This is a genomic window from Pauljensenia sp. UMB1177, assembly GCF_030217965.1.
Classification (GTDB): domain Bacteria; phylum Actinomycetota; class Actinomycetes; order Actinomycetales; family Actinomycetaceae; genus Pauljensenia; species Pauljensenia turicensis_A.
This window is the reverse complement of sequence record NZ_JASOOV010000001.1, coordinates 383,788-406,572: the sequence shown is the minus strand read 5'-3', so window position 1 is coordinate 406,572 and position 22,785 is coordinate 383,788. Positions and strand designations below refer to the sequence as shown.

The following is a 22,785-nucleotide window of genomic DNA, read 5'->3' as shown; positions in this document are numbered from 1 at the left end:
TCTGCGAACTCCATCTGCGTCCGCAGGGAAGCCTCGGGTGCAACGAAAAAGAAGGGAAGAAAAGAGGATGTACTTCACCCAAGGGTGAATATAAGGGGTGCCGGCAAATCTGCCGAAGATAGCTTTTCAGCTAAGAAACACGTGGTGCGCGAGGGGGGAGTTGAACCCCCACCCCATTTCTGGGACACGGACCTGAACCGTGCGCGTCTGCCTATTCCGCCACTCGCGCGTGCGTTGAAAAGATTACGGGCAAAAGTGTGCGCACGTCAAATGGAAGATATTTTCCGTCCAATTATGTTGGAATATCAGGGCGTGCACGCGCGCATCACACCAGCAGGTGCGCTGCGACAATTCCCGTAATGTCGGCTACGACGATGAGGATGACGACGAGGTCTGGCCAGTTCAGTTGACTGCCTTTTCCGCGGGTGAACAGGGTGCCACCGCGAAGACTCATTGCGCGTCCCGTGTCGACGGCGCTTCGCGATGCCGCCGACAGGCACGCCGTGATGATGTCGATCCCGGCTTTCACTAGCGTCGTAAACGATGCTCGCATGAGATCGTTGCCCATCCTGAGGCGCGCAGTGTCTACGACGGCGGATGCTTGATCGCCCAATATGGGAAGCGACTTGAGGGCGAGTGCCATCATCGCAGCCCACTCATCAACGGGAGCACCAATCCACTTCAGTGGATAGATCAGGTGCGACAACGCAGTTGCGAGGCGCGCGGTAGAGAATGTCCACGCCAGCAGGTACGTTCCCCACAACACGAGCAGAGCAAGCACGCAGAGTCGCAGGAAAACCCAGAAACCTCCGCCGATCGACGCGCCAATGAATCCGCCGATCACGCCCGACCAGAACCAGAGCGGGGGAATGCGAACGGCCTTCGGTGGAACGCGTGAGATCACGGTTGCCAGGATTAGGGGGATAGCGACCAGTCCAAGCGTCGGCCACTTCGGCCATACGAGCAGGAACGATGTGAGTACCGTCCAGCAGACGATCATGACTTCCGGGCTGGTACGCGTCAGAGGCGACGTCCATGGAAGCGGGCGGGGCAGAGTGAATCCGCTGGGGCGATATGTCTTACGTGAACGCACGCGCGTCATCGGATCACTCCCTGGGCAAGATGCAGGTGATTATCGACCAGATCGATCAGCTCATCCGTATCGTGCGAAATGATGATCAGCCCAAGCCCGTCCGCTCTCCGCTTTCTCAACACGTCACTGAGTAAGCGTCGCGATTCGACATCAAGCCCAGCGAAAGGTTCATCTAGCACCAACACTTTCGGGTGTGACGCTAACACTCCCGCCAGGGCGACGCGACGCATCTGACCGCCGGAAAGATCATCAACGTTGCGCGATGCAAGGTCGCCGGGCAGTCCCACTTCGGCCAAGGCTTTAGCGACAAGCTGGTCAGAATCAACCAGAGTCGACGAGGCGCCTCGGTGGCGGCGAGCCGAATCGGACGAGCCGACAGCTGCACCCACTTTCGCGGCCGCCAAAATATCCTTTGCGACCGTTGGACGTTGTAGTTGTAGGCGCGCGAACTGTCGCGCTAACCCGACGTCACCCACTCGAAGAGAAACAGGGGAGCCACCAAGCGTGCACTCGCCCCACGTTGGTCGCATCAACCCGGTTAGAATCCGCGCCAAGGTGGACTTGCCTGACCCGTTCTCGCCGGTGATCAGTAGTGCTTGACCGGGCGAAACAATAAATGAGACGTCACTGAGAACCGTGTTTTCCCACGGGGATCCAACATCGTAGGCGTGCCCGACATTCTTCACCCACAGGTGGTCAATTGACCCGCCCTGATAGGGCTGAGGAACTGCAATGCTCCGCTCAATAACAGGTGTGACCTGCGAGTACGTATCTTCAAGAGGGTCGGGTGCATCAGAAGTATCGATGTGCCCATCGCGCAGACGAATCAGCGTGTCAGCACTACTTGCTTCGGTTGCATCGTGCGTAATATGAATGACGGACGTTCCTAAAGCGGGCAGACCATGCAGAACCTCAAGAAGCTCGCGCCGGCCAGGCGAATCAATCATCGCCGTGGATTCATCGGAAATGAGCACGCGAGGCTTACGCGCAAGAGCACCAGCCAAAGATAGGCGCTGTAACTGACCGCCGGACAAACGTCGGGGAGAAGCATCTTCAAGACCCTCCAAACCGACAGTGTGAAGAAGCTCGGGAAGGTCCAGCGAAGCACGCTCATCGTCACTCATTCCCCATGCAATATCCTCGGCCACCGTGTCACCGAGGAACTGCAACTCAGAACGTTGAGCGACAACAGCAGTTCCGGCCTCGTCCCCCAAACCGACACCACCAGGTCGAATCACCTGCCCGCTTGTCGGTTGCGCGCCAGCGAGGACAAGGGAGAGGGTGGACTTGCCGGATCCGTTCGGGCCCGCGATCACCGTGAAGCCATCACTGATATCGAGGGTGATCCCTCGCAAAGCCGGAGTATCAGACCCCGGGTAGGTGAAGGTGACATCACGCAATGAAATAGGGAACGGGTCGGGGGTAGTCGGGGTGTCAGTGCGCTCGCGGTTTGCCGTGTCCACCAACGGATCCCACGGCGCAGTAATCGTGATACGACGTAGAACCTTCATCGTCAGCCAGTGAGCAACTAGCGTCAACACAAAAATGCCAAGAGCTCCAAGGGGTGGAATCCAGTAGTACCAGTGCTCAATCCAGGTGTTGATGATTGCCTGAACGGCGTCCGTTTGTGGTGCCAGCGCGGGAATCTTCCCGATCAGGGCAATGTACCCGTTGGTCGTTGTGCGCAGTGATTCAAGGACGAGGTTCCGCGATTCAGAAAGTACAAGAAGCAGGAGCCATGTGAGGGCCCCGCCTGCGATGCCAAGCAACAGTGCCACGCCGTAAACGAAAGCGCGGTGGGCTTCTTTGCGCGCGAGGTAGCCGACAACAAGGCCGACGGCGACAGCCTGAGCGACGGTCTGCGCGCTTTGGATACCGCCGACTGCCAGTGACATCAAGATCGTGATGAGAGCGGTGCCAAGGCTGGCGCGCGGGCGCATATGGGCGGTGATCATCGCAATCGGGATTGTTGACCCGATTGTGAAGAAGATGGAGAGCACGGGTATGACCGTTCCTGCGAGTCCGAGTGCAATCGACAGTCCCGCCAGAATGCCGCCGGTTGCGACTTCTGCGGGGGCTAGGGGAGTGCGCCGTTTACTCATGGTTTAAGTGTGCCTTGAACGGGGCATTTGTGCGCAGTGGGCTAAGCACGCCCGCGGATATCGGTTATTTGTTAACAATTTCAGCGTTGTTGTTCGACCAGCAGATTTTCTGTGACGGGCAACATAAAATCGGCATGACGGTCGGCATTTTCAAAGACAACGAGGTCTTCATCCCATGAGTCGCTCTCATCACCTTCATCATTCGCGCCACTCACATGTGGAAGTGAATCCGCGTTCTGCCCAGAACATGACTACGCGCCAAAAACCGAAGAAAGAAAACGGGATTAGCCCGCTGAAACTCTTCGGACAGATTAGCGCAGCAATCGCTATCATCACCTTCCTATTCGTGCGTCTTCCCGGGCTGGAAGTCGAAGGCTCGCGTATGTTCGGCATCTTTCTTGCCGCGATCCTCCTCTGGGTGACCGAAGCGATTCCGCTGGCAGCGACTGCGACGCTGGTGATTTTTCTCGAAGTTCTTTTCGTGTCCGACCATGCGATTATTCCCGTCGGTGAAGAAGCACCCAAATACACCGTCTTCTTCGGAGCGCTCGCCAACCCTGTGATCATCCTGTTCTTGGGTGGTTTCATGGTGGCCGATGGCGCGGCGAAATATAAAGTGGACCGCGCGCTTTCAGCTGTCCTGTTGAAGCCATTCCTGGGCAAACCACGCTTGACGGTCATGGGCGTCATGCTCATTACCGCTCTGATGAGTATGTTCATGTCGAATACGGCAACGACCGCCACGATGTTCGCGGTCATGATGCCGGTCATCATGGCGTTGCCCGAAGGTAAGGCAAGAACAGGCATTGCACTGTCGATCCCCGTCGCCGCCAACGTGGGCGGTATGGGAACGCCGGTCGGTACGCCCCCGAATGCAATCGCCCTGGGCGCACTGCAGACTGCGGGTATTTCCGTGACGTTCCTTGACTGGATGATCGCCGCTGTTCCGTTGATGCTGATTGTTTTGGCGGTCTCGTGGTTGTTTATTTCGTGGCGCTACATTCCCAAGGATGCGCAGTTCGACATTGATATGACGGCCACGTTCGATATGTCGCGAAACGCGAAGATCTTCTATGTCGTTTCGCTTCTGACGATCCTGCTCTGGATGACTGAATCGCTCCACGGTGTGTCGGCGAATATCGTTGGTTTCTTCCCTGTCGTTGCACTGATGGTCTTTAAGGTTATGAGCGGTGACGACCTTCGAGCCCTCGACTGGCCTGTGTTGTGGCTGGTCGCAGGTGGTATCGCTCTTGGGTCCGGCGTTGGTAACACGGGCTTGGATAAGTGGATGCTTGGCTCTATCCAGTGGGGATCGATCCCGACGATCATGCTCCTCTTGGTGCTTGCCCTGGTTGGTTGGGTGACCTCGAACGTTATTTCGCACTCTGCGTCGGCAAACCTCTTGATTCCGATGGGTATGGGCTTGGCTACGACGATTTCAACGCCGGCTACCGAAATCGCTATCGTCTTGGCACTCGGTTGCTCGTTGGGTATGTGCCTTCCGATTTCGACTCCGCCGAACGCGATCGCCTACTCGACGGGGACAACGCCGACTCGCGAAATGGCGATCGTTGGCATCGTTGTTGGTGTCTTGGGCGTCGTCCTGCTCTCTTTCGTTGCACCGCTAACGTGGGGCGCACTCGGAGTGATCTGAGATGGTCACCGTGGGTTCTGATTCAGTTCCGCCCGGGGGCGAGGCCCCGCGAGGTCTGCATAATTGTGTGCTGAACAAGCAAGATCCGTGGGAGCGCTCGAATGTCCGCGAAAGAGGGCACAAGCAGGATGCGCACGTCCACATCCTTGTCATCGGTGATGACTCGAGGGGTCTTGCTCGCCAACTGACAACGGATATGGGGATCGCATTCCCGAATCTTTGTCTGGATCGCATCGATTCTGGCGCTGACCTGAATATTTACGATGCCTCCCTGGGCCCGGCTGACCACGTGGTCTTAGGTCTGGTGACGTCCGAAGTCACTCAGATCGATGATCTGCTGGATCAAATGGACGGTCGTCCAATTCTGGAGCCCACCCGCTGGCTGGTGGTGACGGATCAGGACGAGCACACCGACTTGGCACGAGCGACCACGTCCGACCGTTTGGCGTCCGTGATTTCGGTTCCCTGGACTGTTCCGCTTCTTCTGGGCCAGTCATATTCGACGATGGTGGGCCACCTTGAAGCAGACGGTCGAACTGATGACGAGATCCATCTTCTTCTCGGTGATCCACCAGCGAACGCCGTACGCGGTCCGTTGCTGACAGGCCTTGATCACAGCGAGCATGATGTTGTTCGCGAGCTTCTTATTGGCGTTGAAAAGGTTCTGGGTCCCAGACCGCGCCTCGTTATTGAACCAGGAACGGAACTTGCCGTTCAGGGCCAGCCGGTTGGCGCTGTCCACCTTGTGCTCGACGGCGATGTTTCACTGCACCGTGATTCCAATGGCGGGGAAGTCCTTGCGCACCTTGCATCATCCGGCCCTCTCATTGGTCTCGTCTCCCTTGCTCGACGAGAAAACGCATTCTTCACGGCGACTGCAACGTCGACGGCCCGAGTTGTCCGGCTGACCCACGAACAGCTGTCGATTGCGTTGCTTGAAGAACCGTCTCTCGCGACCCCTCTGGCCGCGCTTGCGATTCAGTCGCTGACTCGCAGACTGATGCGCGCCGAAGACCTCCACTTGGAAAACGCGATGCTTGCCGCCGACCTTGAGAGGCAGAAGCAGGAATTGGCGCGCACACTTGAAGACCTTCGAAGCACCAGGGCGGAATTGGTCAATAAGGCGAGGTTCGCGATGCTCGGCGAACTGTCGGCAGGCATAGCGCACGAACTGAATAATCCGATCACTGCGCTGGCGCGCGCGGCAGAACACTTAAATGAAGACATCGACCGTGTTTTGTCTACGTCGCCATCGCTTGAGCCAGCGCGCACGTCCATGCGCTCTGCGTTGGAAGCTCCTCCTCGCTCAACGGCCACGGAACGCGAAATTGTGAAGTCGCTCTTGTCTTCGGCGGGCGGAGACCGGCGCTTGGCGCGTCGCCTCATGCTTGCCGGCGTGACGGAGGCTGCGACGGCCAAAGCTTTGGCGCGCGGGGGAGATGAGGCGCTTAATGTCGTCGAATCCGGTTCAAGGATCGGTTCATCGCTCCGTTCTATTCGCGCAGCCTCTGACCGCGTCATCGATCTGACGAAGTCGCTCAAGGGGTACGCGCGTCCCGACGCGGTAGAACTGCACCCCATCGATGTGCGTGAAGGAGTCGATGACGTTATTCGGTTGACCGGATACAGGATGCGTGACATCGTCGTTACCCGCGACGAGGAAGATGTTCCACCGATCATGGGGATTCCCTCGAGGCTTCAGCAGGTGTGGACCAACATTCTGGTCAACGCTGCCGAAGCGATTGACGATGAGCGCGACGCTATCAAAGATCGGCGAGCGAAAGGTGAAGAATGTGCGCCTGCCCGCGGTGAAGCCCCCGCGCAGATCGACATCACCACCCGGGTTGAGGATGGTCACGTCTGCGTCGTCATCGGCGATAACGGGCCTGGCATTTCGCCGGAACTGGTGGATAAGATTTTTGAACCACACTTCACCACGAAGGCGGGCATGGTTCGATTCGGCTTAGGCATGGGAATGTCCATTGTTCGGTCGATCATTGCCGACCACGGTGGCGAGCTCACTGTTGAATCTCGCCCAGGGCGTACGGTGATGACAGCCCGATTCCCGATGATTGGTGATTCTGCTACTGAGAGTGTCACTGGTACCCATTCTTCTCAGACCGGCGCAGATTCCCCCGCCGACCATTCAACCCACGAAGCGTCCACACCAATGGAGGTAGAACGATGACACTGGCAATTCTGGTTCTCGAAGACGAAGCAGACGTGCGCGACGCGATCGAGCGTGACCTTGAAGAATTCTGGTCGAAGATCAGGCTTGAGGTCGCCGAAGATGCGGACGATGCGTGGGCTGCGGTGGAAGATATCGAGGCGGACGACGATCAGTTGGCGTTGGTCTTGTCGGACCATCGGCTGCCCGGTCGTTCCGGCGTTGACTTCCTCATTGAGCTGACGAAGGACTATCGCTTCGAGCTGGCTCGCACGGTCTTGGTTACCGGTCAGGCTGATCAAGATGACACGATCCGTGCACTGAACGAAGCAGGCTTGGACCACTACATTTCCAAGCCGTGGGATGCAGATGCTCTACGCGCCGTTGTGCGTGATCAGTTGACAAGTTTTGTCCTTGAGGCTGAGGTTGATCCGCTACCGTACATGCCACTTCTCGATGGTGTGCGAATCATGGAGGCTATCCGCTAGTTTCTGTATTCACGAGGCCGGGGCCGGGGGCGTTGCACCCCGGCCCCGGCCTCGTTTCAGCTAAGACTGTATTCGTTGCCGTTGCGACGAGTTGTGCAGGTGTCTTCTGGCTGATGAGCCCCGTGGAGCTCGGTGTGGTGGGTGCATCCATATGAAACTCGGGGGCGGGTTGCCGTAGCAACCCGCCCCCGAGGACAGTCGTATTGAGTTCAGGTGAGCGACTCAGCGAGCGCCCGGAGTAACCGACAGGTCGAAGGTGATGGTTTCACCCTCGGGGGAGGTCAGTGTTGCGGTCGTGTCGCCTTCAGCCAGAGGCTTGATCATCGGGGCATCGGAATCGGTGCCGGCAACAAACTCTGCGATCGACGCGTCTTCAACGGTGCCGGTCCAGTGTGCGGCAGCTACCTGATCAACCTTGAGAATCAGGACGCGCTTGATCGGAAGAGTCACCAGCGCACCGGAAATGGTTGCGGGATCCTTTTCGATGGTCAGCATCTGGGTCGACGCGGAAGCGGACTGAGACGTTGCAGCGGAACCCGAAGAATCGGCGGTCTCGGTTGAAGCTGACGAGCAACCTGCAAGAAGAGCGGTTGCGAGAGCAATTGTGCACAGAGAAATAGAGGTTTTCTTCATCATCTTTCAATCATACGGGTGCATTATTCTTGAAAATCCGCAGAGGTCACGTTTGAGTCCCATTTAAAACGTGACCTTTCATTCATCATTGCCAAGACCTAAAGATTAAGGAAAGACCAGTAAAATCAGGCGGAAAGTATCGGAATAGATTTGACCTGCATCGTGCGTGTATCACCCGATCATCGTCGAAAGCGTAGATGCTTTGCAAGAGCCTCGAAGAACATGGAGAAGGACATGGTTGATCTGAATACCCGCCCATCAGCACCCATCGAAAACGACACGATTGCCACTCAGCTTGGGCACCGGACAATCCGAGCTTTCACTGACAGGGCGCTTACCGAAGAAGAACTGACAACACTGTTTGAGGTTGCACGTCAGACTGCCTCTTCTTCATTCCTTCAGCAGTGCACCATCCTGCGGATCACGGATCCTGAGGTTCGTGAGAAGCTCCATCAGGCTTCCGGACAGCCATATGTTGGTGGCACGAAAGGCGAGCTTCTGGTTTTTGTCGCTGATCAGTACCGCAATGCGCGAATTCGCGAAGAAGCGGGGATCGAAGACACCCCACTTCACACGGTCAACTTGTTTCTCACCGCCCTTCACGATGCTCTGCTCAGCGCGCAAAACGTTGTTGTCGCTGCTGAATCGATGGGCTTGGGAACGTGCTACCTCGGCTCAATTCACGCGAATCCGGAACTGGTTATCGAGGCCCTTAACCTGCCGAAGCTAACCTTCCCTGTCCTCGGCTTGCTCATTGGCCACCCCGACCAGTCGCCTCAGTACAAGCCTCGCCTGCCCCTGTCGGTCACGGTCGCCGATAACACGTATCCGTGCTTGGACTCGTATGAAGAAGCTTTGGCTGAATACGACCAGAGGATCACCGAGTACTACGACCTGCGTGATACGTCCAAGCGCGTCGAGTCATTTTCTACTCTCGTACGTACCAAAGTTGGTATCGGCGGTGCACAGGTTTCAGACATTCTGAGAGTTATCCACAAGCAGGGGTTTGACCTCTAAACAAAAACCATTGTTTCGAGTACATTCAATCTCAACAGATTTGATGTAAGCGCCACGCAACACCTGAAGCAATTCGGGGGCGTTTCATTCAATGACATCGAATGAGATAAACAACGGTAGTTTCTCGCACAACAATGCGGGTGACACAACGACCTTGAGGATGTGCGACATGGAAGGCTTCGCCTACGGATTCTCGACCTACGTTTTTATCGAGCGAAACTCAGCCAACTCGGCAGTACTTCATCCCTATCCGGAAACCAAGATTGAAGCAGTCCGAGATGCGTTGGATGATGCTGGCTACGATATGGAGATTCTCGGCAAGGGAGATATCAACACTGGGCGCGAGCGCGCTGGTGAGGGCATCTACTTCACCGAACAGCCTTTCCCTGACGAGGTCCTCGGTGACTTGGCAGACGCTCTGATTGTTCGTGGTTTCGGTGCCTTTGCGTACTCGTTGATTGAATCCTCCTTCGATTCGGGCGCAAAGATCTCGCTCTTTACCCGCATGGGGAAGAACATTGTCGAGGCCGGCAATCGTGTGATTATGACCCACATGTATATCGGCGAGATCGAAGGTAGGAAGGAAGCGCGTACCTGGTTTTTCGGTTCCCCGACCGATTTGGCTGAAGCTGAAATGCTGTTGCTGTCTCGTTTTTCCACTCAGCCGGTACATGACGTTCACGGCATGGCGGCAATTGAGATCGTGCACGCGGACTACTCACAGGGCTTCCTGTCCCACACCGAATTGATGAGCGCGATGCTGAATGTGCTTGGCAAGTCCGGGTATAACGGACCCGCGTTCGTCACCGATTCGTCCATTATCTAGCGGGGGTTATGGGCTCTCGCCCAACACATGTCCTGAACATGGATGTGGGGCTCCGCGCCTTGGCGCGGAGCCCCACATCCATGTTTTATTCCTGCACGTACCTGACAGCGTTAGTGCAGGATTCGTGACAGGAAGTCTCGAGTCGCGTCTTCCTGAGGATTGTCGATCACCTGCGAGGGTGTTCCCTGCTCGACGATGCGACCGTGCTCAAGGAAGACAACGCGGTCTGCAACGTTGCGCGCGAAGCCAATTTCGTGCGTGGCCATGAGAATCGTTGATCCTTGCGCTTTGATTTCGCGGACGAGGTCCAGAACTTCGCCGACCAAGACGGGGTCAAGTGCGGATGTGATCTCGTCCAGCAGAAGTAGTTCGGGGTTGGTGGCAAGCGCGCGGACGATAGCGACGCGCTGTTGTTGGCCACCGGACAGACGATCGGGGAATTCCTTCGCCTTGCTTTCCAAACCAATTCGGCTGAGAAGTTCCATGCCACGCTGGTCAGCCTTTTCGCGATCCCATCCGTGGACCTTGCGTGCCGCCAGAGTGACGTTGGCAAGAACGGACATGTGGGGGAACAAGTTGTAGTGCTGGAAGACAACACCGATACGTGACCGAACCTTGTCGACGTTCACTGACGGATCAGTGATGTCTTCGCCAGCAAGGAAAATCTGGCCGTCGTCAACGCGCTCAAGCAGGTTGGCGCAGCGCAGAAGTGTGGACTTACCGGATCCGGATGCGCCGAGCAAGACGACGACTTCGTGTGAATTGACTGCAAGGTTCAGCCCGCGAAGCACGACGTTGTCGCCGAATCGTTTGACGACGCGCTTGGCTTCAAGGACGGGCGTGCTTGCGGTGTTCAAAAAAACGTGGGCTGTGGGGGTGCTCATCAGACGGTGCCTTCCATTTGTTCGCGCTGGCGCAGGCGTGCCGTGTACCAGTCAGACAAGCGGATGAAGGGGAATGACATGACGATAAACAGTAGGCCAGCAACGACGTACGAGGTGAAGTTGTACGTCATTGCCTGGTAGATCTGCGCTCCGCGGATCGCGTCGACAGCGCCGAGGACCGAGATCAGGCCGACGTCTTTCTGCATTGAAATGAAGTCATTCATCAATGCCGGCGTGACCTTACGGATTGCCTGCGGGACGATGATGTGGCGCAAAGTCTGGCCGTGCGTCAAGCCAAGCGAACGCGCAGCGTAACGCTGGGACGGGTGAACCGATTCCAGACCTGCGCGCAGGACCTCGGCAACATATGACGTGTAGGTGAGGATCAGCGCGACCGTGCCTAAGAACGCGACTGGGATGCGCGTTGTCGGGTTGAGTGCCGGAATACCAAAGCCAATCAGGTAAAGAACCACCAGGAACGGGACACCGCGGAAAATATCCGTGTACGCAGCCGCTAAGAATCGGATGGGGAAGAAGATCGGGCCACCCAAAGTGCGTGCCGCAGCCAGCAACGTTGCGAAGAAGGCAACGCCGATGACGGACACCAGCAGAATCCGGATGTTCAGCCACAAGCCTTTGGCAACCTGCGGGAGCGCTTTGATGAAGTGCTCGCCTGAGAAGAAGGTTTCCTGCGTGCGTTCCCACCCGGGAGAGCGGGTGATAACGAACCACATGACCAGTGCGAAGACCAGTGTCGAGGCCATGGAGATCAGAATCGATTGTGTTGCACGCTTACGCCGATACGCGCGACGGCCGAGCTCCACGTCAGAAACGGGGAGCCCGGCCATCACGTCGGTAGCATCAGTGTTTACTGCTGGGGACACGTATTGTCCTTCGTTATCAGTGCCGGCTATCGTCCGAGCCGGCAGTCAAACTGCGGTTGACGAAACGTCACTTGATCAGCGGGACCGCGACAGTGTTAGAGAGCCACTTGGACTGGAGTTCAGAAAGGGTGCCCTTGTCACGCAGGGAATCAACGGCTGCGGTGACGGCTGCGGTCAGCTTCGATCCCTTCGGCAGAACAATGCCATAGTCGTCGCCATCGGAGGTGGCCTCGAACTGGCCGACAATGACGCCATTATCGATCTGAGCGCTGGTCATGTAGAACGCGGTCGGAAGGTCGACGACGATCGCGTCAACCTGGCCGTTCTGCAGGGCAGCAAGAGTGTCGTCGGAGTTGTTGTAGATCGAAGCCTGCTTGGACAGCTGATCGCCAAGCGTGTTCGTGATGAACTGCTGCGAGGTGGTGCCGGCCTGAACGCCGAACTGAACATCCTTCAGTTTTGCGATGCTCTGAGCGGAGGCAGCAGCGGAGCCTTCAATGGCAACAACAGCCTGAGAGGTCGTGTAGTACGGGCTGGAGAAATCAACGGCCTGCTTACGCTCGTCCGTGATGGAGAACTGCTGAAGGTTAATGTCCCAGTCCTTTGCGCCCGGAGCGATCGACGAATCGAAGGTTGCGCGGGTCCACTGGACGTTTTCCTTGCTGTAGCCGAGTTCTTCGGCGACAGCGTATGCGACGGCCGCTTCGAAGCCTTCACCGGATTCGGGAGCGTTATCGATAACCCACGGGGAGTAGGCTGGTTCGCCGGTGGCGATGGTCAGCTTGCCGGGGGTGACGGTTTCAAGCGCACCAGACTGAGTGGCGACCGATGTGGCAGATTCCGACGAGGTGTCAGCAGAACCCGAGCATGCGCTCAGGAACAGTGCAGCAGACGTTGCCAGCGCGAGAGCGGAGAATGAACGGACAGAACGGCGCATCACATGCCTCCAGTTAGCCTGATGGGAAACTCAGTCGCAGTTTTCCGCGACCTCTTCAGCCTACGGGGCGACCATGTACAGATTCGTCTGCAATCTTGCTTCACGGACGTTTGTGACAAGAAAATCACACGTTTTCTGCGAGTCTCCAGTCTTCGTAGGTGAATTCGGGTGAGACAACACACGTTGCCAATGCGACGCTATCGCGTGCGAACGTTCGCTGCCATGTTCCTGCTTTCACCAGGACCTGAACAGGGTTCGCCGCGTCGGTGGGCACCTGCGGTGTTCCGGCCTGATCAGGTGAAGGCGATGCGGACTGGGTTCCGGCCTCGTTCCCTGTCGAAACCTGGGGTGCACCCAAGATGATGGTTTCGGGTTGGTTGCATGGCGCGTCCCCGGTTCCGCCGAACTGGATTTCGAGCGCGCCCGGCCCATGCCAGAGCCACAACTCATCGGAGCGGACGACGTGCCAGCGGGCTTCCATGTCCTGGTCGAGCAGGAACAGGATCGCGGACGCGGTCGCTCGTCGCCCACCCTCCGTTTCCACGACCGCGGGCGCTGTCCATGTTCTGCGGAACCAGCCACCCTCGGGGTGTGGCTCAAGGCAAAGAGAATTCACGAGGCCGATCGCCTCGGTGGAAACGTCTAGCTGATCGGTCATCGGAGGCTTCCGTCGCGCGAGAACCTGACCTGACCTGCGATCACTGTTTCAACTTGGCGACCCGCGCCGTAGCGAACAACGTCTTCGATTGAGCCCGTGATGTCGGAAACAGGGACATCGATGACGCACAGGTCTGCCACCGCGCCCGCTTGAAGCTGACCGACGCGATCCGGTCCCGTCGCGAGTCCCATGGCCCACGCACCCCCTAGTGTTGCGGCGTTGAGTAACCTACGTGCCAGGTCGGACGCGCGATACCCCTGGTTGCGTGCGATATCGAACAGGACGGCAACATCTTCCATTACGTCCAGCGAGGGCGACGATGACAGCGAGTCGGTGCCGACAGCAATCATATTGCCCTCATTGAGGTAGGCGGCCACGGGTGGCGCATCCAAACCAATGACACGGTTCGAACGCGGGCAAAGCGCCACGGCAGTTGAACGAGAACGCAGACGGCGACGATCATCTGCCGTCATGTACACGCCGTGCGCAACGTGGCAGTCGGGGCCGAGAACTCCCAGCTGGTCAACGAACTGCGTCGCTGAGAAACCGCCACCGCGAGCGCGCATCGCCGTGAACGACGACGAGTCACCGGTGCGCCAGAGGTCTGAGAGTTCGCCCGTGCGGCCTTCAGCCCATTCGGCTTCCGAGTGTGATTCACCGAGGTGAATGTGCAGTCGAACTCCGCGTCTGCGCGCCAAGTCGGGCAGATCGAGTAGCGGGTCAGCTTCGAGTGAGTAGGGGGCGTGTGGCGAAATGCCGACGGCAGGAGGGGTGGGCATTGCGTCGAGAGCCTTCTCGACGGTTGCGGGCCCGCGCTCTTTCCAGTCGTCGTTCGTCCAGTCCATGACCTCCCAGTAGGCGATGCCGTGTAAGCCAGCGTTGTGAAGTGCGGACGCGGCTTCGGGATCGGTCACTACGTCGGCGGCGCTGGTCGTGCCCGCTTCGAGGAGCATGTGCGCGCCGGTCGACGCATCCTTACCCCAATCCAAACCGCCTGCGTCGTAGACGGCGTTGAACCCGCTGATCCAGTCGGGCATCCCTCTGTATTGCTTGACACCAACTTCGGCCATTCCCGTGTACTGCAGGTGCGTGTGCGCATTCACGAGGCCGGGAAGCAGAACCCCATCAAAGTGGCGCTCCGAATATGACAGTCCGCGCTCGGCCAGCGTTTCCAGAACCCAGTCGCGCGCCCCAACGTGCTCGATGCGACCATCTTTCACTGCGACAGCGCCATCCATGACGGACGGAGCGGTAATCGGGATAACCAGTCCGGCAGACCAGACTTGAACGTTAGACATGAGTTTCCTTCGCGAAAGAAATCGGTTGGGGTTCGGTCGTCCACTGCAGGTCGAGCGCGCGCCGTGCGACCAGATTATCTGCATCCTCGGGCAGGGAGTGCACGCCCGGTGATAACGGATCGTGTGTGGGGTTCTCGTGCGTGAGCAGTTCGCGCAGTGAAGACACCTGGACGGCGAAGCTCATATCCATGATTTCGATAGCGTTGCCTTCGCCGGCTGTGCAGTTAATGCACCCGCCCTTGTCGAGGATCGTGATGTGGCGGTGGGTGGCCTCGTTCCCCTGCGCACTACCTGGGAGAGCAGGATCTGTAGCCGTCGCGGGAACGTAGAGCAGACCGACTGCGCGATCATTGCTATCTGCCCAAGTCCAACCGGCTTTGAGAGCCTCTGAAAGGGCAACTTCGTCGGTTACGCCACCGGATACTGTCACCACGCACGCGTCGGGCATTGCAGTGAGGGCTTCGAGGGTGATCGTGTCATGTTCGCCGGTTGCGCTCATCACCCAATCGGCGTTCGCGCAGGCATCGAGAAGCGAGGCTGTCTGGAACCCGTCCATGCGAGCGCGCAGTTCGCGCACCGGATCGAGCTCCACCACCGTCACCAGAGCGCCACACGCGCGGGCAAAGCGAGCACCGCCCATGCCAACATCGCCGTAGCCCACAACCACGAAACGCTGATTCCAGAGCGGAACCCCCTGTAACTGCGGATCAACGAGGTCCAGAGAAGTCAGCAAACAGGACTGGCCCGTCGCATACGCGTTATCGAAAAGAGTCTTCGAGCGCGCATCATTCGATGCCATCACCGGGATGCGTAACGGAAAGCCCCGAAGCGGACGAATCCCCGACGTCGTCTCTTCCGCGGCACCCTTCAAGGTAGTCAGAGCGTTAGGAGCGCGCGTCTCGTCATGCGCCATGCGGATCAGATGCGATCCATCATCGAGCAGGAACTCGATCCCACTGGTCAGAAACTGGCGAGCAAGCTCTTCTTCACGCTCCGGTGTCGCGCTCGACTCCGCAAAGACGGCAAGCCCTGCCGCACGAAGCTGATCCGCCACATCGTCCCGAGTTTCATCTGCGTGCCCAAACACGCTGACCATCGCGCCCGCTTCCTTCAGCAGGAGAGCGAGCACCGCCGTCTTCGGCTCCAATACCAACGCGAGCCCGACATGACGACCCTTAAGAGCGCCCGTTGCTACAAGATCACTGACCGTCGCGCGCGTCACCGGCATGAATGATCGCGCCCACGCCAGACGACGCTGCGCATAACTCGCATCATTCTTAGGATCATAGGGATCCCGAAGAAGCTTCCCGTCCGAATCAAGAACCTGAACGTGGGGAGGAATCTGGCGAACATCAGGCTCCTCATCCACATTCACATACATGCCAACCTGCGACGGATTCACACGCACAACGGGCGCCTCATTCACGCCCACCACCACACTAATGTGCCCTAACGATTGCTCGTCAGCCTCTTCGGGACGTACAACCACCGCGTCAGCGGTGGCCTCGTCAACCGAATTCACAAACCTGACATGCGCGCCAAACCCTGAGAGCAACGACCCCAGTGCCTCGTACACCTCGCACCACCATGGCGAGGACGCGCTCGCGGACGTCAGAATCGCAAACGAGCGACCAGCAACCAGCAGATTCGTCGTTGCCGCGAAACGACGCACCACAACCTGCGCGATGGCACGCGAATCAGAAGAGGTCGAAGCAAAAGGACGAACGTATTTCATACCAACGACGCTAGCAAGACGTAGTCTCACGCACAGTCAGAGCACAAGAATTCGAACACAATCGCATAAACGTCGACAATCTCACGCATGAAATGAGACCAGGAACAGCTTTCGTGTCGGATACGTCCCCAACAATCGGGGACAATCGAAGCATGACACTGCTTGAACCCACCGACCTGTCATCCCTCGCTACCGACTGCGACCTGCGTCTTGTCGCTGTCGACATGGACGGCACCCTGCTCGATGACGACAAAAACTTCCCCGAGAGACTCCCTGAACTCCTCGACATCATGGATGAGCGTGGGATCGTGTTCGCCCCATCATCAGGACGCCAAGCATGGACGTTGCTCGACATGTTCCCCGGACGCCCCGGAATGACAGTCATCGCTGAAAACGGTGCGATTGTCATGAAAGACGGCAAGGAAGTTTCATCCAGCCCCATCGACCACGAAACTCTCCACCGTGCCATCGACATGGTGCGCGACGCCGTCGCAACCGGAATCAATGGTGGCCTAGTCATGTGTGGCAAGCAATTCGCCTACGTTGAACGCACGGACGACCTATTTGTTGACGGCGTCCTGCCCTACTACCACCGCACCAAACGAATCGCCGATCAGCACGAGATCATCGACATGATCGATTCCGGTGAAATCGACGACGACATCGTGAAGCTCGCCGTCATGTGTCTTGACCCGGTGGGCCCGCTGGCTGAAGCAACACTTGCGAACTTCGCGGACACTCACCAGTATGCGGTTTCCGGAGATAACTGGGCTGACCTGCAGATTCGTGGCGTCGACAAGGGTGATGCTGTGCTCGCACTGCAGGACGCTCTTGGCGTGACGCCCGCGCAGACCGCAGCATTCGGCGACTTCCACAACGACATCTCCATGTTCAAGTACGCCGACTGGTCGTTCGCCATGGCGAACGCTCACGCTGACGTTGTTGCGGAAGCCCGATATATTGCGCCGTCCAACAATGAGGATGGTGTCGGCCAGGTTGTTCGCACCCTGATAGGAGATGACTGATTTTCGCGAAGTGACCCCGACTGCGCTTGATGCGACACTTTTGTCCTGAAATGTGTGGTTGTGTCGCGTGGGGTGTAGTTGGTGACGCGCGACGAGAGAAACGCGCGAGCAAAGCTGGTGACCCACAAACGCACAACTGATGCTTCTCAAACACAAAACTGGTGGTCACGCGACATCAATCGCATGACCACCAGCTTTAACGTGTGATGGCGAGGGGTGTGAGGCTCAGTTGCGCTCTTCCGAGGGGTTCACTTTCCCGTGAATTCCACTTCGCTGTCATCTTGTTGCGCCGGAGGCTCACTTCTGAGTGAACTCACTTCGCCGAGAGCTCACTCTTCGGTTGCGGTGTCAATCTGCTCGACGCCTTCGACCTTTTCAGGTTCGGTGGTGGGAAGGTCGACAGTCGTTTCCAGGTCGGCCCAGTATTCTTCGGCCCAGGGATCTTCGATCGGCTGGCTACGCTTCCAGAGCACGTAGCCGGCGCCGGCGACGGTTGTTGCAAGGGCGGTCCATCCGATGGCGCGGAGGAAGCGGTGTTTCTTCACGATGACCTTCTTTGTCGGGGTGGTGAGAGCTGCCTGCGATGCTTCGCTGGCGTGACGTGCGCGTTCAAGCAACGGCGTTCCCTCTGCGGCGAGCGCTGCGCCACCTTCGTGGACGGCTCGCTGGATGCGCGGAATGTAGTCTTCGACGACCTCTTCGCGTGCCTTTTCGAATGCGGGGCGTGCGCGGTCTGCTGCGTCAACGGCGCGAGCGGTGACGTCTTCGACGACCGGTGTTGCGCGGTCGATTGCTTCGTTCAGTGCTGCTTGGGCGCGAGGTGCTGCCCAGTCGATGCCCTGTTCAGCGAGTTCGGTGGCTTTCACTGCCACCCGTCCGGCGTGCACGGCGACCGCGTCGCGCAGTTGGAGTGCTTCGTTGCGAAGTTTCTCCGTGTCGAAGTTCGGTGTGTTGGCCATAGTCCGAATCCTTCCAATAGTTGCTGCGGTTTGTACCGCGTCTTCCCATTGTGCACCGAAGTTTTGTGATCTGCACCCCTAGCGACAAAATCGGGTGGCTCCAGATCATGCCTTTTGGCGCCTTTTCTGGGACGATGAAGACATGGAAGCAACACTGCACACCTCTATGGGTGATATCAACATTGAACTGTTCCCGAACCACGCACCGAACACGGTGAATAACTTTGTCACGCTGGCTCGTGGCGAGCGCGAGTGGGTTGACCCGATGACCGGCCAGAAGACGTCGCGTCCGCTTTACGACGGCACGATTTTCCACCGCGTTATTTCGGGCTTCATGATTCAGGGTGGTGACCCGCTGGGCACCGGTACTGGTGGCCCGGGCTACCAGTTCAACGATGAGATCCACCCGGAACTCAACTTCAACAGCCCCTACCTGCTGGCCATGGCGAATGCTGGCAAGCGTATGGGCAAGGGCACGAATGGTTCGCAGTTCTTCATCACGGTTGCGCCGACCCCGTGGTTGCTGGGCAACCACACCATTTTCGGTGAGGTCAAAGACGAAGAGTCGAAGAAGGTTGTCGACGCGATTGCAACGACTGCGACGGGCGCGAATGATCGTCCAGTGAATGACGTTGTGATCGAGTCGGTTTCGATCGTCGACTGAGTGTGAGGTTGGCGTGTCTCGTGTTCGGCGTGGTTTCCCGCTTGGGTAATTGTTGCTGATTGGCGAGGCCGCCTCCACTTGATCGATCACGTTTTCTTCATTGTGGGGCGGATGGGGGAGCGGATCCCGTGTGGATTCGTGCGTCTGTCCGCCCTAGGTGTATTCAGACGGTAAGAGCGATTTTGGTTGCTCGTGAGCGTCGGGAGCGGGATGGTGTGTCTGGTTTCTGGCGGTGTGTGGAGGATATAGAGCATGTCGACGCCTTTGTATGGACAGCGTTCGAACCCGTATGCGGCTCCTGAGTGCCCGCGTCACCCGGGTGTGCGTTCGGTGGATTATTGCAAGAAGTGCAATCGTCCGATGTGTGTTGATTGCACGGTGCGGACCGAGGTTCGTTCAGTGTGCGTGGAGTGCGCGAACGTTCGCAGGCCACGTGTTCCCAGTGGTCAGCCGGTTGTGACGTACACGCTGATTGGTATCAACGTTGCGTTGTTCATCTTGTCCTTCGTGTTGCCGTTGGTGGGGAATTGGCTGTTCTTTAACCCTGCGGTGGGTTACCGCCAGGTGTGGCGGTTCTTGACGACTGCGTTCCTTCACAGCGGGTTCATGCATATTGCGTTCAATATGTTGGCTTTATACTCGGTGGGTATTGAGCTTGAGCAGGTGTTGGGGCGTACCCGGTATTTGTCTGTTTATCTGCTGAGTGCGATTGGTGCGTCGCTGTTTGTTTTGGCGTGGGTCTTGATTCAACCGTCGTCGCTTGGGACGGTGACCGTGGGCGCGTCCGGCGCTGTGTTCGGTTTGTTCGGTGCGATGTTCGTTTTGCAGAAGCAGTCGGGTATGGATACGAGGGCCGTTGTGGGCCTCTTACTTGTGAACTTGCTGATCGGTTTTATTGTCCCGAATGTGTCGTGGCAGGGGCACGTGGGTGGCCTTGCCACGGGCGCGTTGGCGACGTGGATTTATTGGCGTCAGGGGCGTGCAAAGCCTGGAATTACTGCGAAAAAGCAGGAACGTCAGGCCTTGTGGATAACTGTGGGTATGTATGTTGCTGCGATCGCCTTGATTGGCTTGACCTACGAAGTGATTTTCGAGGTTCTCGGATAAATTCGTTGAAATCTCGAGGTTTATGCGAGTTATCCACAATCTGTGTGATTGTCTAAGTTACACGGATGTAATTTATCCCCAGGTGTGGAAACACCTGGGGATAACTCTTGTGATTGTTGAAATCTAGCGGGAAACCTTTATCAACAGGTCATCGCCAGCGGAGCGTCATCAAGAAACCCACCATCATGATGCCCAGGCCGATCACCATGTTCCACCAGTCGATGCCGGGAATCGGGTAAACGCCCGAAGAAATGTAGTAGACCATCAGCCACACAAGGCCGATGAGAAGAAGGGCAACGAAAGCCGGTGCCCACCAGCTGGGGCTCAGCGGAATACCTGCGGTCCAGGCGTTGAGATCCTGATCTTCGGGAACCTGGTGCTTCGTATTCTTGCGCTTTTTGTTCTCAGCCACGTTTCTCCTCAATTGAACTTTGGTGCCCTTGCCGACTACTTCTCGGAAAGGCATCGCAGAACGCTAACCCCTTTAGCGTAGTCTTCCAAGTAACGACAAACCAAAGTGCAACGCGGGAAGGAGGCATTGATGGCACACAATCAGGACGATTCGCCCCATTTGACTCCACCCGAGGCATCACAAAAATCCGATTCCTCGAGCCCACCCGCCTTTGAACCGAGGTCGCGTTCGAAAAAGAAGGCGGCCTCGTCGATGAAACCCAAGCCCCACATTTCGCACTTCGACGGCCCCTGGCACGTGGCCCTGCGCAAGCTACGGAAGTTTGCGCCACTGTCTCCACGCGCGGCCACATCCGTTTTTATTGTCACCGCGGCTTGCGGCTTGCTGTTCATCGTTTCAGCGCAGGCGAAGAATGACGCCGACAACCTCGGGCGAGATACCAACCTGATTTCGCTGGTACGAGCCTCGCAGGATGAAGTCGAAACGCTTGATTTTGAGGTGAACGCACTGCGCGACATCGTCTCTCAATACGCCAACTCGTCCGGCCAAACGCAGACCGAGGATACGTCCATTACCTCACTGGCAGCACAGCCCGTGACCGGCCCAGGTGTGACTATTACGCTCACGGACGCACCCCAGCAGGCGATTCCCGACGGTGCTACACCGAACGACCTAGTCATTCACCAGCAGGACATTGAAGACGTGATGAACGCGCTCTGGAATGGTGGCGCGGAAGCCATGACTGTCCAAGGAGTACGCGTGACCGGACAAACAGTGATCCGATGCATTGGCAACGTGATTCTTGTTGACGGACAGCCTTTTTCTCCGCCATACGTGGTGGAAGCCATTGGTGATCCGAACGCGCTCACAGAGAAGGTCAACGCAAATCCCCGTATTGTTAATTACAAGGCCTACGTTGCTTTGTATGGCCTTGGCTGGGATCTGGAGACGAACAAATCCCTTCATCTTCCCGCGGCTAGCGTGAAGACATTTAACTCATACGCACAGGTGGTGGACTAAAACATGACAAGGCGTTCCATGGCAGGCGCACATATTGCACCCCAAAAGAAGGCCTCGCCGCTCAGCGTCGCTCTTGGAGTGATTGGTGAACTCTTCATTACCGTCGCCATCGTTTTGATTGGTTTCGCACTCTGGCAGCTCTACTGGACGTCTTTCAAAGTTGAAGGACCTCGCCAGCAAGCGATCGAAACATACGCCCAAGCGCACGCGCCCGCTACCACAAACGTTGGTGAGGAACGCACGGATGACCCGCCGTCAATGACCACCAGCGTTGACCCGAACCAGATCTACGGCCTTATTCATGTCCCAAAGTGGAACTGGATGAAGATTCCGTTGGCGGAAACCACGTCGACATTCGTCCTAGACCAGGGTTTCGCAGGCCACTATGAGGACACCGCTCAGCCCGGCGACATCGGCAACTTCTCTGTTGCCGGCCACCGTCGCACCTACGGTAATAACTTCCGCTGGATCGACCGCCTGTCCGTCGGCGACCCCGTTGTTGTCGAACTCGACAACCACTACGTCACGTACACTATGGAAACCAGCGAAATTGTTGAGGCCAATGACCCGGACAACTACCGCGTCGTCGCCCCCGTGATTGATGATGTCACGTGGAGCCAGGTGCCCACGGAACGTTGGATGACCATGACTACTTGCCACCCCGAATACGGGAACTCGCAACGTTTCATTGTTCACCTGAAGTTCAAGTCATGGACTCCTAAGGACACTGGCGTGCCCAGTGCGCTGGCGGACGAACCCGCAGCCTGATCCCATTTTCTCCGCTTGAACATCGCTTGAAAAGGACATTTGATCCACATGTACGCTTGGATTTTTCGTCATCTTCCCGGACCGACATGGTTGAAGGTGATTGAGTCGTTGGTTCTGATTGGCCTTGTTGCCTACGCTCTTCTTGAGTGGGGTTACCCGTGGGCCCAGGAATACTTAGAGTTGGGCGAAGCGTCCGTCTGACCTGTTCACCCGTTGACGCTTTCGCCGTTTCAGGTGGCGTTCGGCTGATACTTTTCCGCATACGCGCGGATGGTTCGTGCCGGTTCGTTTGATCTTGGTGTCGTTGTGACGCGTTGCCAACGTGTTCTGGCGCGTGGAATCGGCGTGATTCTATCAGGGTGGCTTAAGGGGGACGAGGCCACGCCTGGACGGGCGCGGAGCTTGAAGCCTGTTGTAGCTGAGCGGAAATACGCCACTATGAGTGAGGGCGCAT

The 22,785-nt window shown here is 57.5% G+C and carries 23 protein-coding genes and 1 tRNA gene; 11 read left to right on the top strand and 13 right to left on the bottom strand.

Features of this window, described 5'->3' with window-relative positions:
- Window positions 1-142 precede the first annotated feature (142 nt).
- The 4 genes from QP442_RS01745 to QP442_RS01730 all read right to left on the bottom strand — a co-directional run bounded on the left by QP442_RS01745 (window position 143) and on the right by QP442_RS01730 (window position 3,410).
- A tRNA-Leu gene (locus QP442_RS01745) sits at window positions 143-229 on the bottom strand.
- 96 nt (window positions 230-325) lie between these two features.
- Entirely contained in the window at window positions 326-1,102 is a 777-nt protein-coding gene (locus tag QP442_RS01740) for a CbiQ family ECF transporter T component (RefSeq protein ID WP_103632859.1), read from the bottom strand.
- Window positions 1,099-3,195, bottom strand: coding sequence for an ABC transporter ATP-binding protein (locus QP442_RS01735; protein ID WP_179370096.1), 2,097 nt, complete (start codon window positions 3,193-3,195; stop codon window positions 1,099-1,101). Before QP442_RS01735 ends, QP442_RS01740 begins: the two co-directional genes overlap by 4 nt.
- Window positions 3,196-3,275: 80 nt before the next feature.
- Entirely contained in the window at window positions 3,276-3,410 is a 135-nt protein-coding gene (locus QP442_RS01730) for a hypothetical protein (protein ID WP_257878460.1), read from the bottom strand.
- Window positions 3,411-3,442: 32 nt separating this feature from the next.
- On the opposite strand from QP442_RS01730, the gene QP442_RS01725 reads away from it, so the two are divergent.
- The 3 genes from QP442_RS01725 to QP442_RS01715 are packed head-to-tail and all read left to right on the top strand — an operon-like array spanning window position 3,443 to window position 7,504.
- Entirely contained in the window at window positions 3,443-4,849 is a 1,407-nt protein-coding gene (locus QP442_RS01725; RefSeq protein ID WP_179370314.1) for an SLC13 family permease, read from the top strand.
- Between the two features lies 1 nt (window position 4,850).
- Window positions 4,851-7,037 carry a sensor histidine kinase gene (locus QP442_RS01720; protein ID WP_219585570.1) on the top strand — a complete coding sequence of 729 codons (2,187 nt, stop codon included), beginning with the start codon at window positions 4,851-4,853 and terminating at the stop codon, window positions 7,035-7,037.
- On the top strand, window positions 7,034-7,504 hold the full coding sequence (locus QP442_RS01715; protein WP_006680625.1) for a response regulator: 471 nt from the start codon (window positions 7,034-7,036) through the stop codon (window positions 7,502-7,504). Before QP442_RS01720 ends, QP442_RS01715 begins: the two co-directional genes overlap by 4 nt.
- A 222-nt stretch (window positions 7,505-7,726) precedes the next feature.
- Here the strand turns inward: QP442_RS01715 and QP442_RS01710 are convergent, their stop codons facing one another.
- Complete coding sequence (locus tag QP442_RS01710) at window positions 7,727-8,140, bottom strand: hypothetical protein (RefSeq protein ID WP_006680626.1); 414 nt, start codon at window positions 8,138-8,140, stop codon at window positions 7,727-7,729.
- A 231-nt stretch (window positions 8,141-8,371) separates the two neighbouring features.
- On the opposite strand from QP442_RS01710, the gene QP442_RS01705 reads away from it, so the two are divergent.
- Both QP442_RS01705 and QP442_RS01700 read left to right on the top strand, forming a co-directional pair.
- Window positions 8,372-9,154: an NADPH-dependent oxidoreductase gene (locus QP442_RS01705; protein WP_257878461.1), complete on the top strand. Its 783-nt coding sequence runs from the start codon at window positions 8,372-8,374 to the stop codon at window positions 9,152-9,154.
- A 169-nt stretch (window positions 9,155-9,323) separates the two neighbouring features.
- A complete protein-coding gene (locus tag QP442_RS01700; RefSeq protein WP_006680628.1) occupies window positions 9,324-9,980 on the top strand; it encodes a hypothetical protein in 657 nt (218 codons plus the stop codon).
- Between the two features lie 110 nt (window positions 9,981-10,090).
- Here QP442_RS01700 and QP442_RS01695 read toward each other — a convergent pair whose 3' ends face one another.
- The 6 genes from QP442_RS01695 to QP442_RS01670 all read right to left on the bottom strand — a co-directional run bounded on the left by QP442_RS01695 (window position 10,091) and on the right by QP442_RS01670 (window position 16,376).
- The gene (locus QP442_RS01695; protein ID WP_257878462.1) at window positions 10,091-10,864 is read right to left on the bottom strand and encodes an amino acid ABC transporter ATP-binding protein; all 774 of its coding nucleotides are present in this window, start codon (window positions 10,862-10,864) and stop codon (window positions 10,091-10,093) included.
- Complete coding sequence (locus tag QP442_RS01690; RefSeq protein WP_219585844.1) at window positions 10,864-11,712, bottom strand: amino acid ABC transporter permease; 849 nt, start codon at window positions 11,710-11,712, stop codon at window positions 10,864-10,866. The genes QP442_RS01695 and QP442_RS01690 overlap by 1 nt, the downstream gene beginning before the upstream one ends.
- A 103-nt stretch (window positions 11,713-11,815) precedes the next feature.
- Window positions 11,816-12,685: an ABC transporter substrate-binding protein gene (locus QP442_RS01685; protein WP_219585571.1), complete on the bottom strand. Its 870-nt coding sequence runs from the start codon at window positions 12,683-12,685 to the stop codon at window positions 11,816-11,818.
- Between the two features lie 124 nt (window positions 12,686-12,809).
- Window positions 12,810-13,343 (bottom strand): cupin domain-containing protein, encoded by a 534-nt coding sequence (locus tag QP442_RS01680; RefSeq protein ID WP_103632852.1) that lies wholly within the window; start codon window positions 13,341-13,343, stop codon window positions 12,810-12,812.
- Window positions 13,340-14,641: an amidohydrolase family protein gene (locus tag QP442_RS01675; protein ID WP_103632851.1), complete on the bottom strand. Its 1,302-nt coding sequence runs from the start codon at window positions 14,639-14,641 to the stop codon at window positions 13,340-13,342. The genes QP442_RS01680 and QP442_RS01675 overlap by 4 nt, the downstream gene beginning before the upstream one ends.
- Window positions 14,634-16,376, bottom strand: a complete 1,743-nt coding sequence (locus tag QP442_RS01670) for an adenosylhomocysteinase (protein WP_285069534.1) — start codon at window positions 16,374-16,376, stop codon at window positions 14,634-14,636. Before QP442_RS01670 ends, QP442_RS01675 begins: the two co-directional genes overlap by 8 nt.
- 152 nt (window positions 16,377-16,528) lie before the next feature.
- On the opposite strand from QP442_RS01670, the gene QP442_RS01665 reads away from it, so the two are divergent.
- Complete coding sequence (locus tag QP442_RS01665; RefSeq protein WP_179370097.1) at window positions 16,529-17,401, top strand: Cof-type HAD-IIB family hydrolase; 873 nt, start codon at window positions 16,529-16,531, stop codon at window positions 17,399-17,401.
- A 329-nt stretch (window positions 17,402-17,730) separates the two neighbouring features.
- On the opposite strand, the gene QP442_RS01660 is transcribed toward QP442_RS01665, so the two are convergent.
- A complete protein-coding gene (locus QP442_RS01660) occupies window positions 17,731-18,360 on the bottom strand; it encodes a hypothetical protein (protein ID WP_103632850.1) in 630 nt (209 codons plus the stop codon).
- A gap of 142 nt (window positions 18,361-18,502) precedes the next feature.
- Between QP442_RS01660 and QP442_RS01655 the strand changes: the two genes are divergently transcribed.
- Together QP442_RS01655 and QP442_RS01650 are read left to right on the top strand one after the other, a co-directional pair.
- On the top strand, window positions 18,503-19,024 hold the full coding sequence (locus tag QP442_RS01655; RefSeq protein WP_006680637.1) for a peptidylprolyl isomerase: 522 nt from the start codon (window positions 18,503-18,505) through the stop codon (window positions 19,022-19,024).
- Between the two features lie 252 nt (window positions 19,025-19,276).
- Window positions 19,277-20,131, top strand: coding sequence for a rhomboid family intramembrane serine protease (locus QP442_RS01650; RefSeq protein WP_103632849.1), 855 nt, complete (start codon window positions 19,277-19,279; stop codon window positions 20,129-20,131).
- A 148-nt stretch (window positions 20,132-20,279) separates the two neighbouring features.
- On the opposite strand, the gene QP442_RS01645 is transcribed toward QP442_RS01650, so the two are convergent.
- Window positions 20,280-20,543, bottom strand: a complete 264-nt coding sequence (locus tag QP442_RS01645) for a cell division protein CrgA (RefSeq protein WP_103632848.1) — start codon at window positions 20,541-20,543, stop codon at window positions 20,280-20,282.
- A gap of 252 nt (window positions 20,544-20,795) precedes the next feature.
- On the opposite strand from QP442_RS01645, the gene QP442_RS01640 reads away from it, so the two are divergent.
- Genes QP442_RS01640 through QP442_RS01630 form a run of 3 tightly spaced genes read left to right on the top strand, consistent with a single transcriptional unit; the run spans window position 20,796 to window position 22,532 of the window.
- Window positions 20,796-21,563 (top strand): DUF881 domain-containing protein, encoded by a 768-nt coding sequence (locus QP442_RS01640; protein ID WP_285069533.1) that lies wholly within the window; start codon window positions 20,796-20,798, stop codon window positions 21,561-21,563.
- Window positions 21,564-21,581: 18 nt separating this feature from the next.
- Window positions 21,582-22,331, top strand: a complete 750-nt coding sequence (locus tag QP442_RS01635; RefSeq protein WP_103632846.1) for a class E sortase — start codon at window positions 21,582-21,584, stop codon at window positions 22,329-22,331.
- A 48-nt stretch (window positions 22,332-22,379) separates the two neighbouring features.
- Window positions 22,380-22,532, top strand: a complete 153-nt coding sequence (locus QP442_RS01630) for a hypothetical protein (protein ID WP_006680642.1) — start codon at window positions 22,380-22,382, stop codon at window positions 22,530-22,532.
- The last annotated feature ends 253 nt before the right edge of the window (window positions 22,533-22,785 follow it).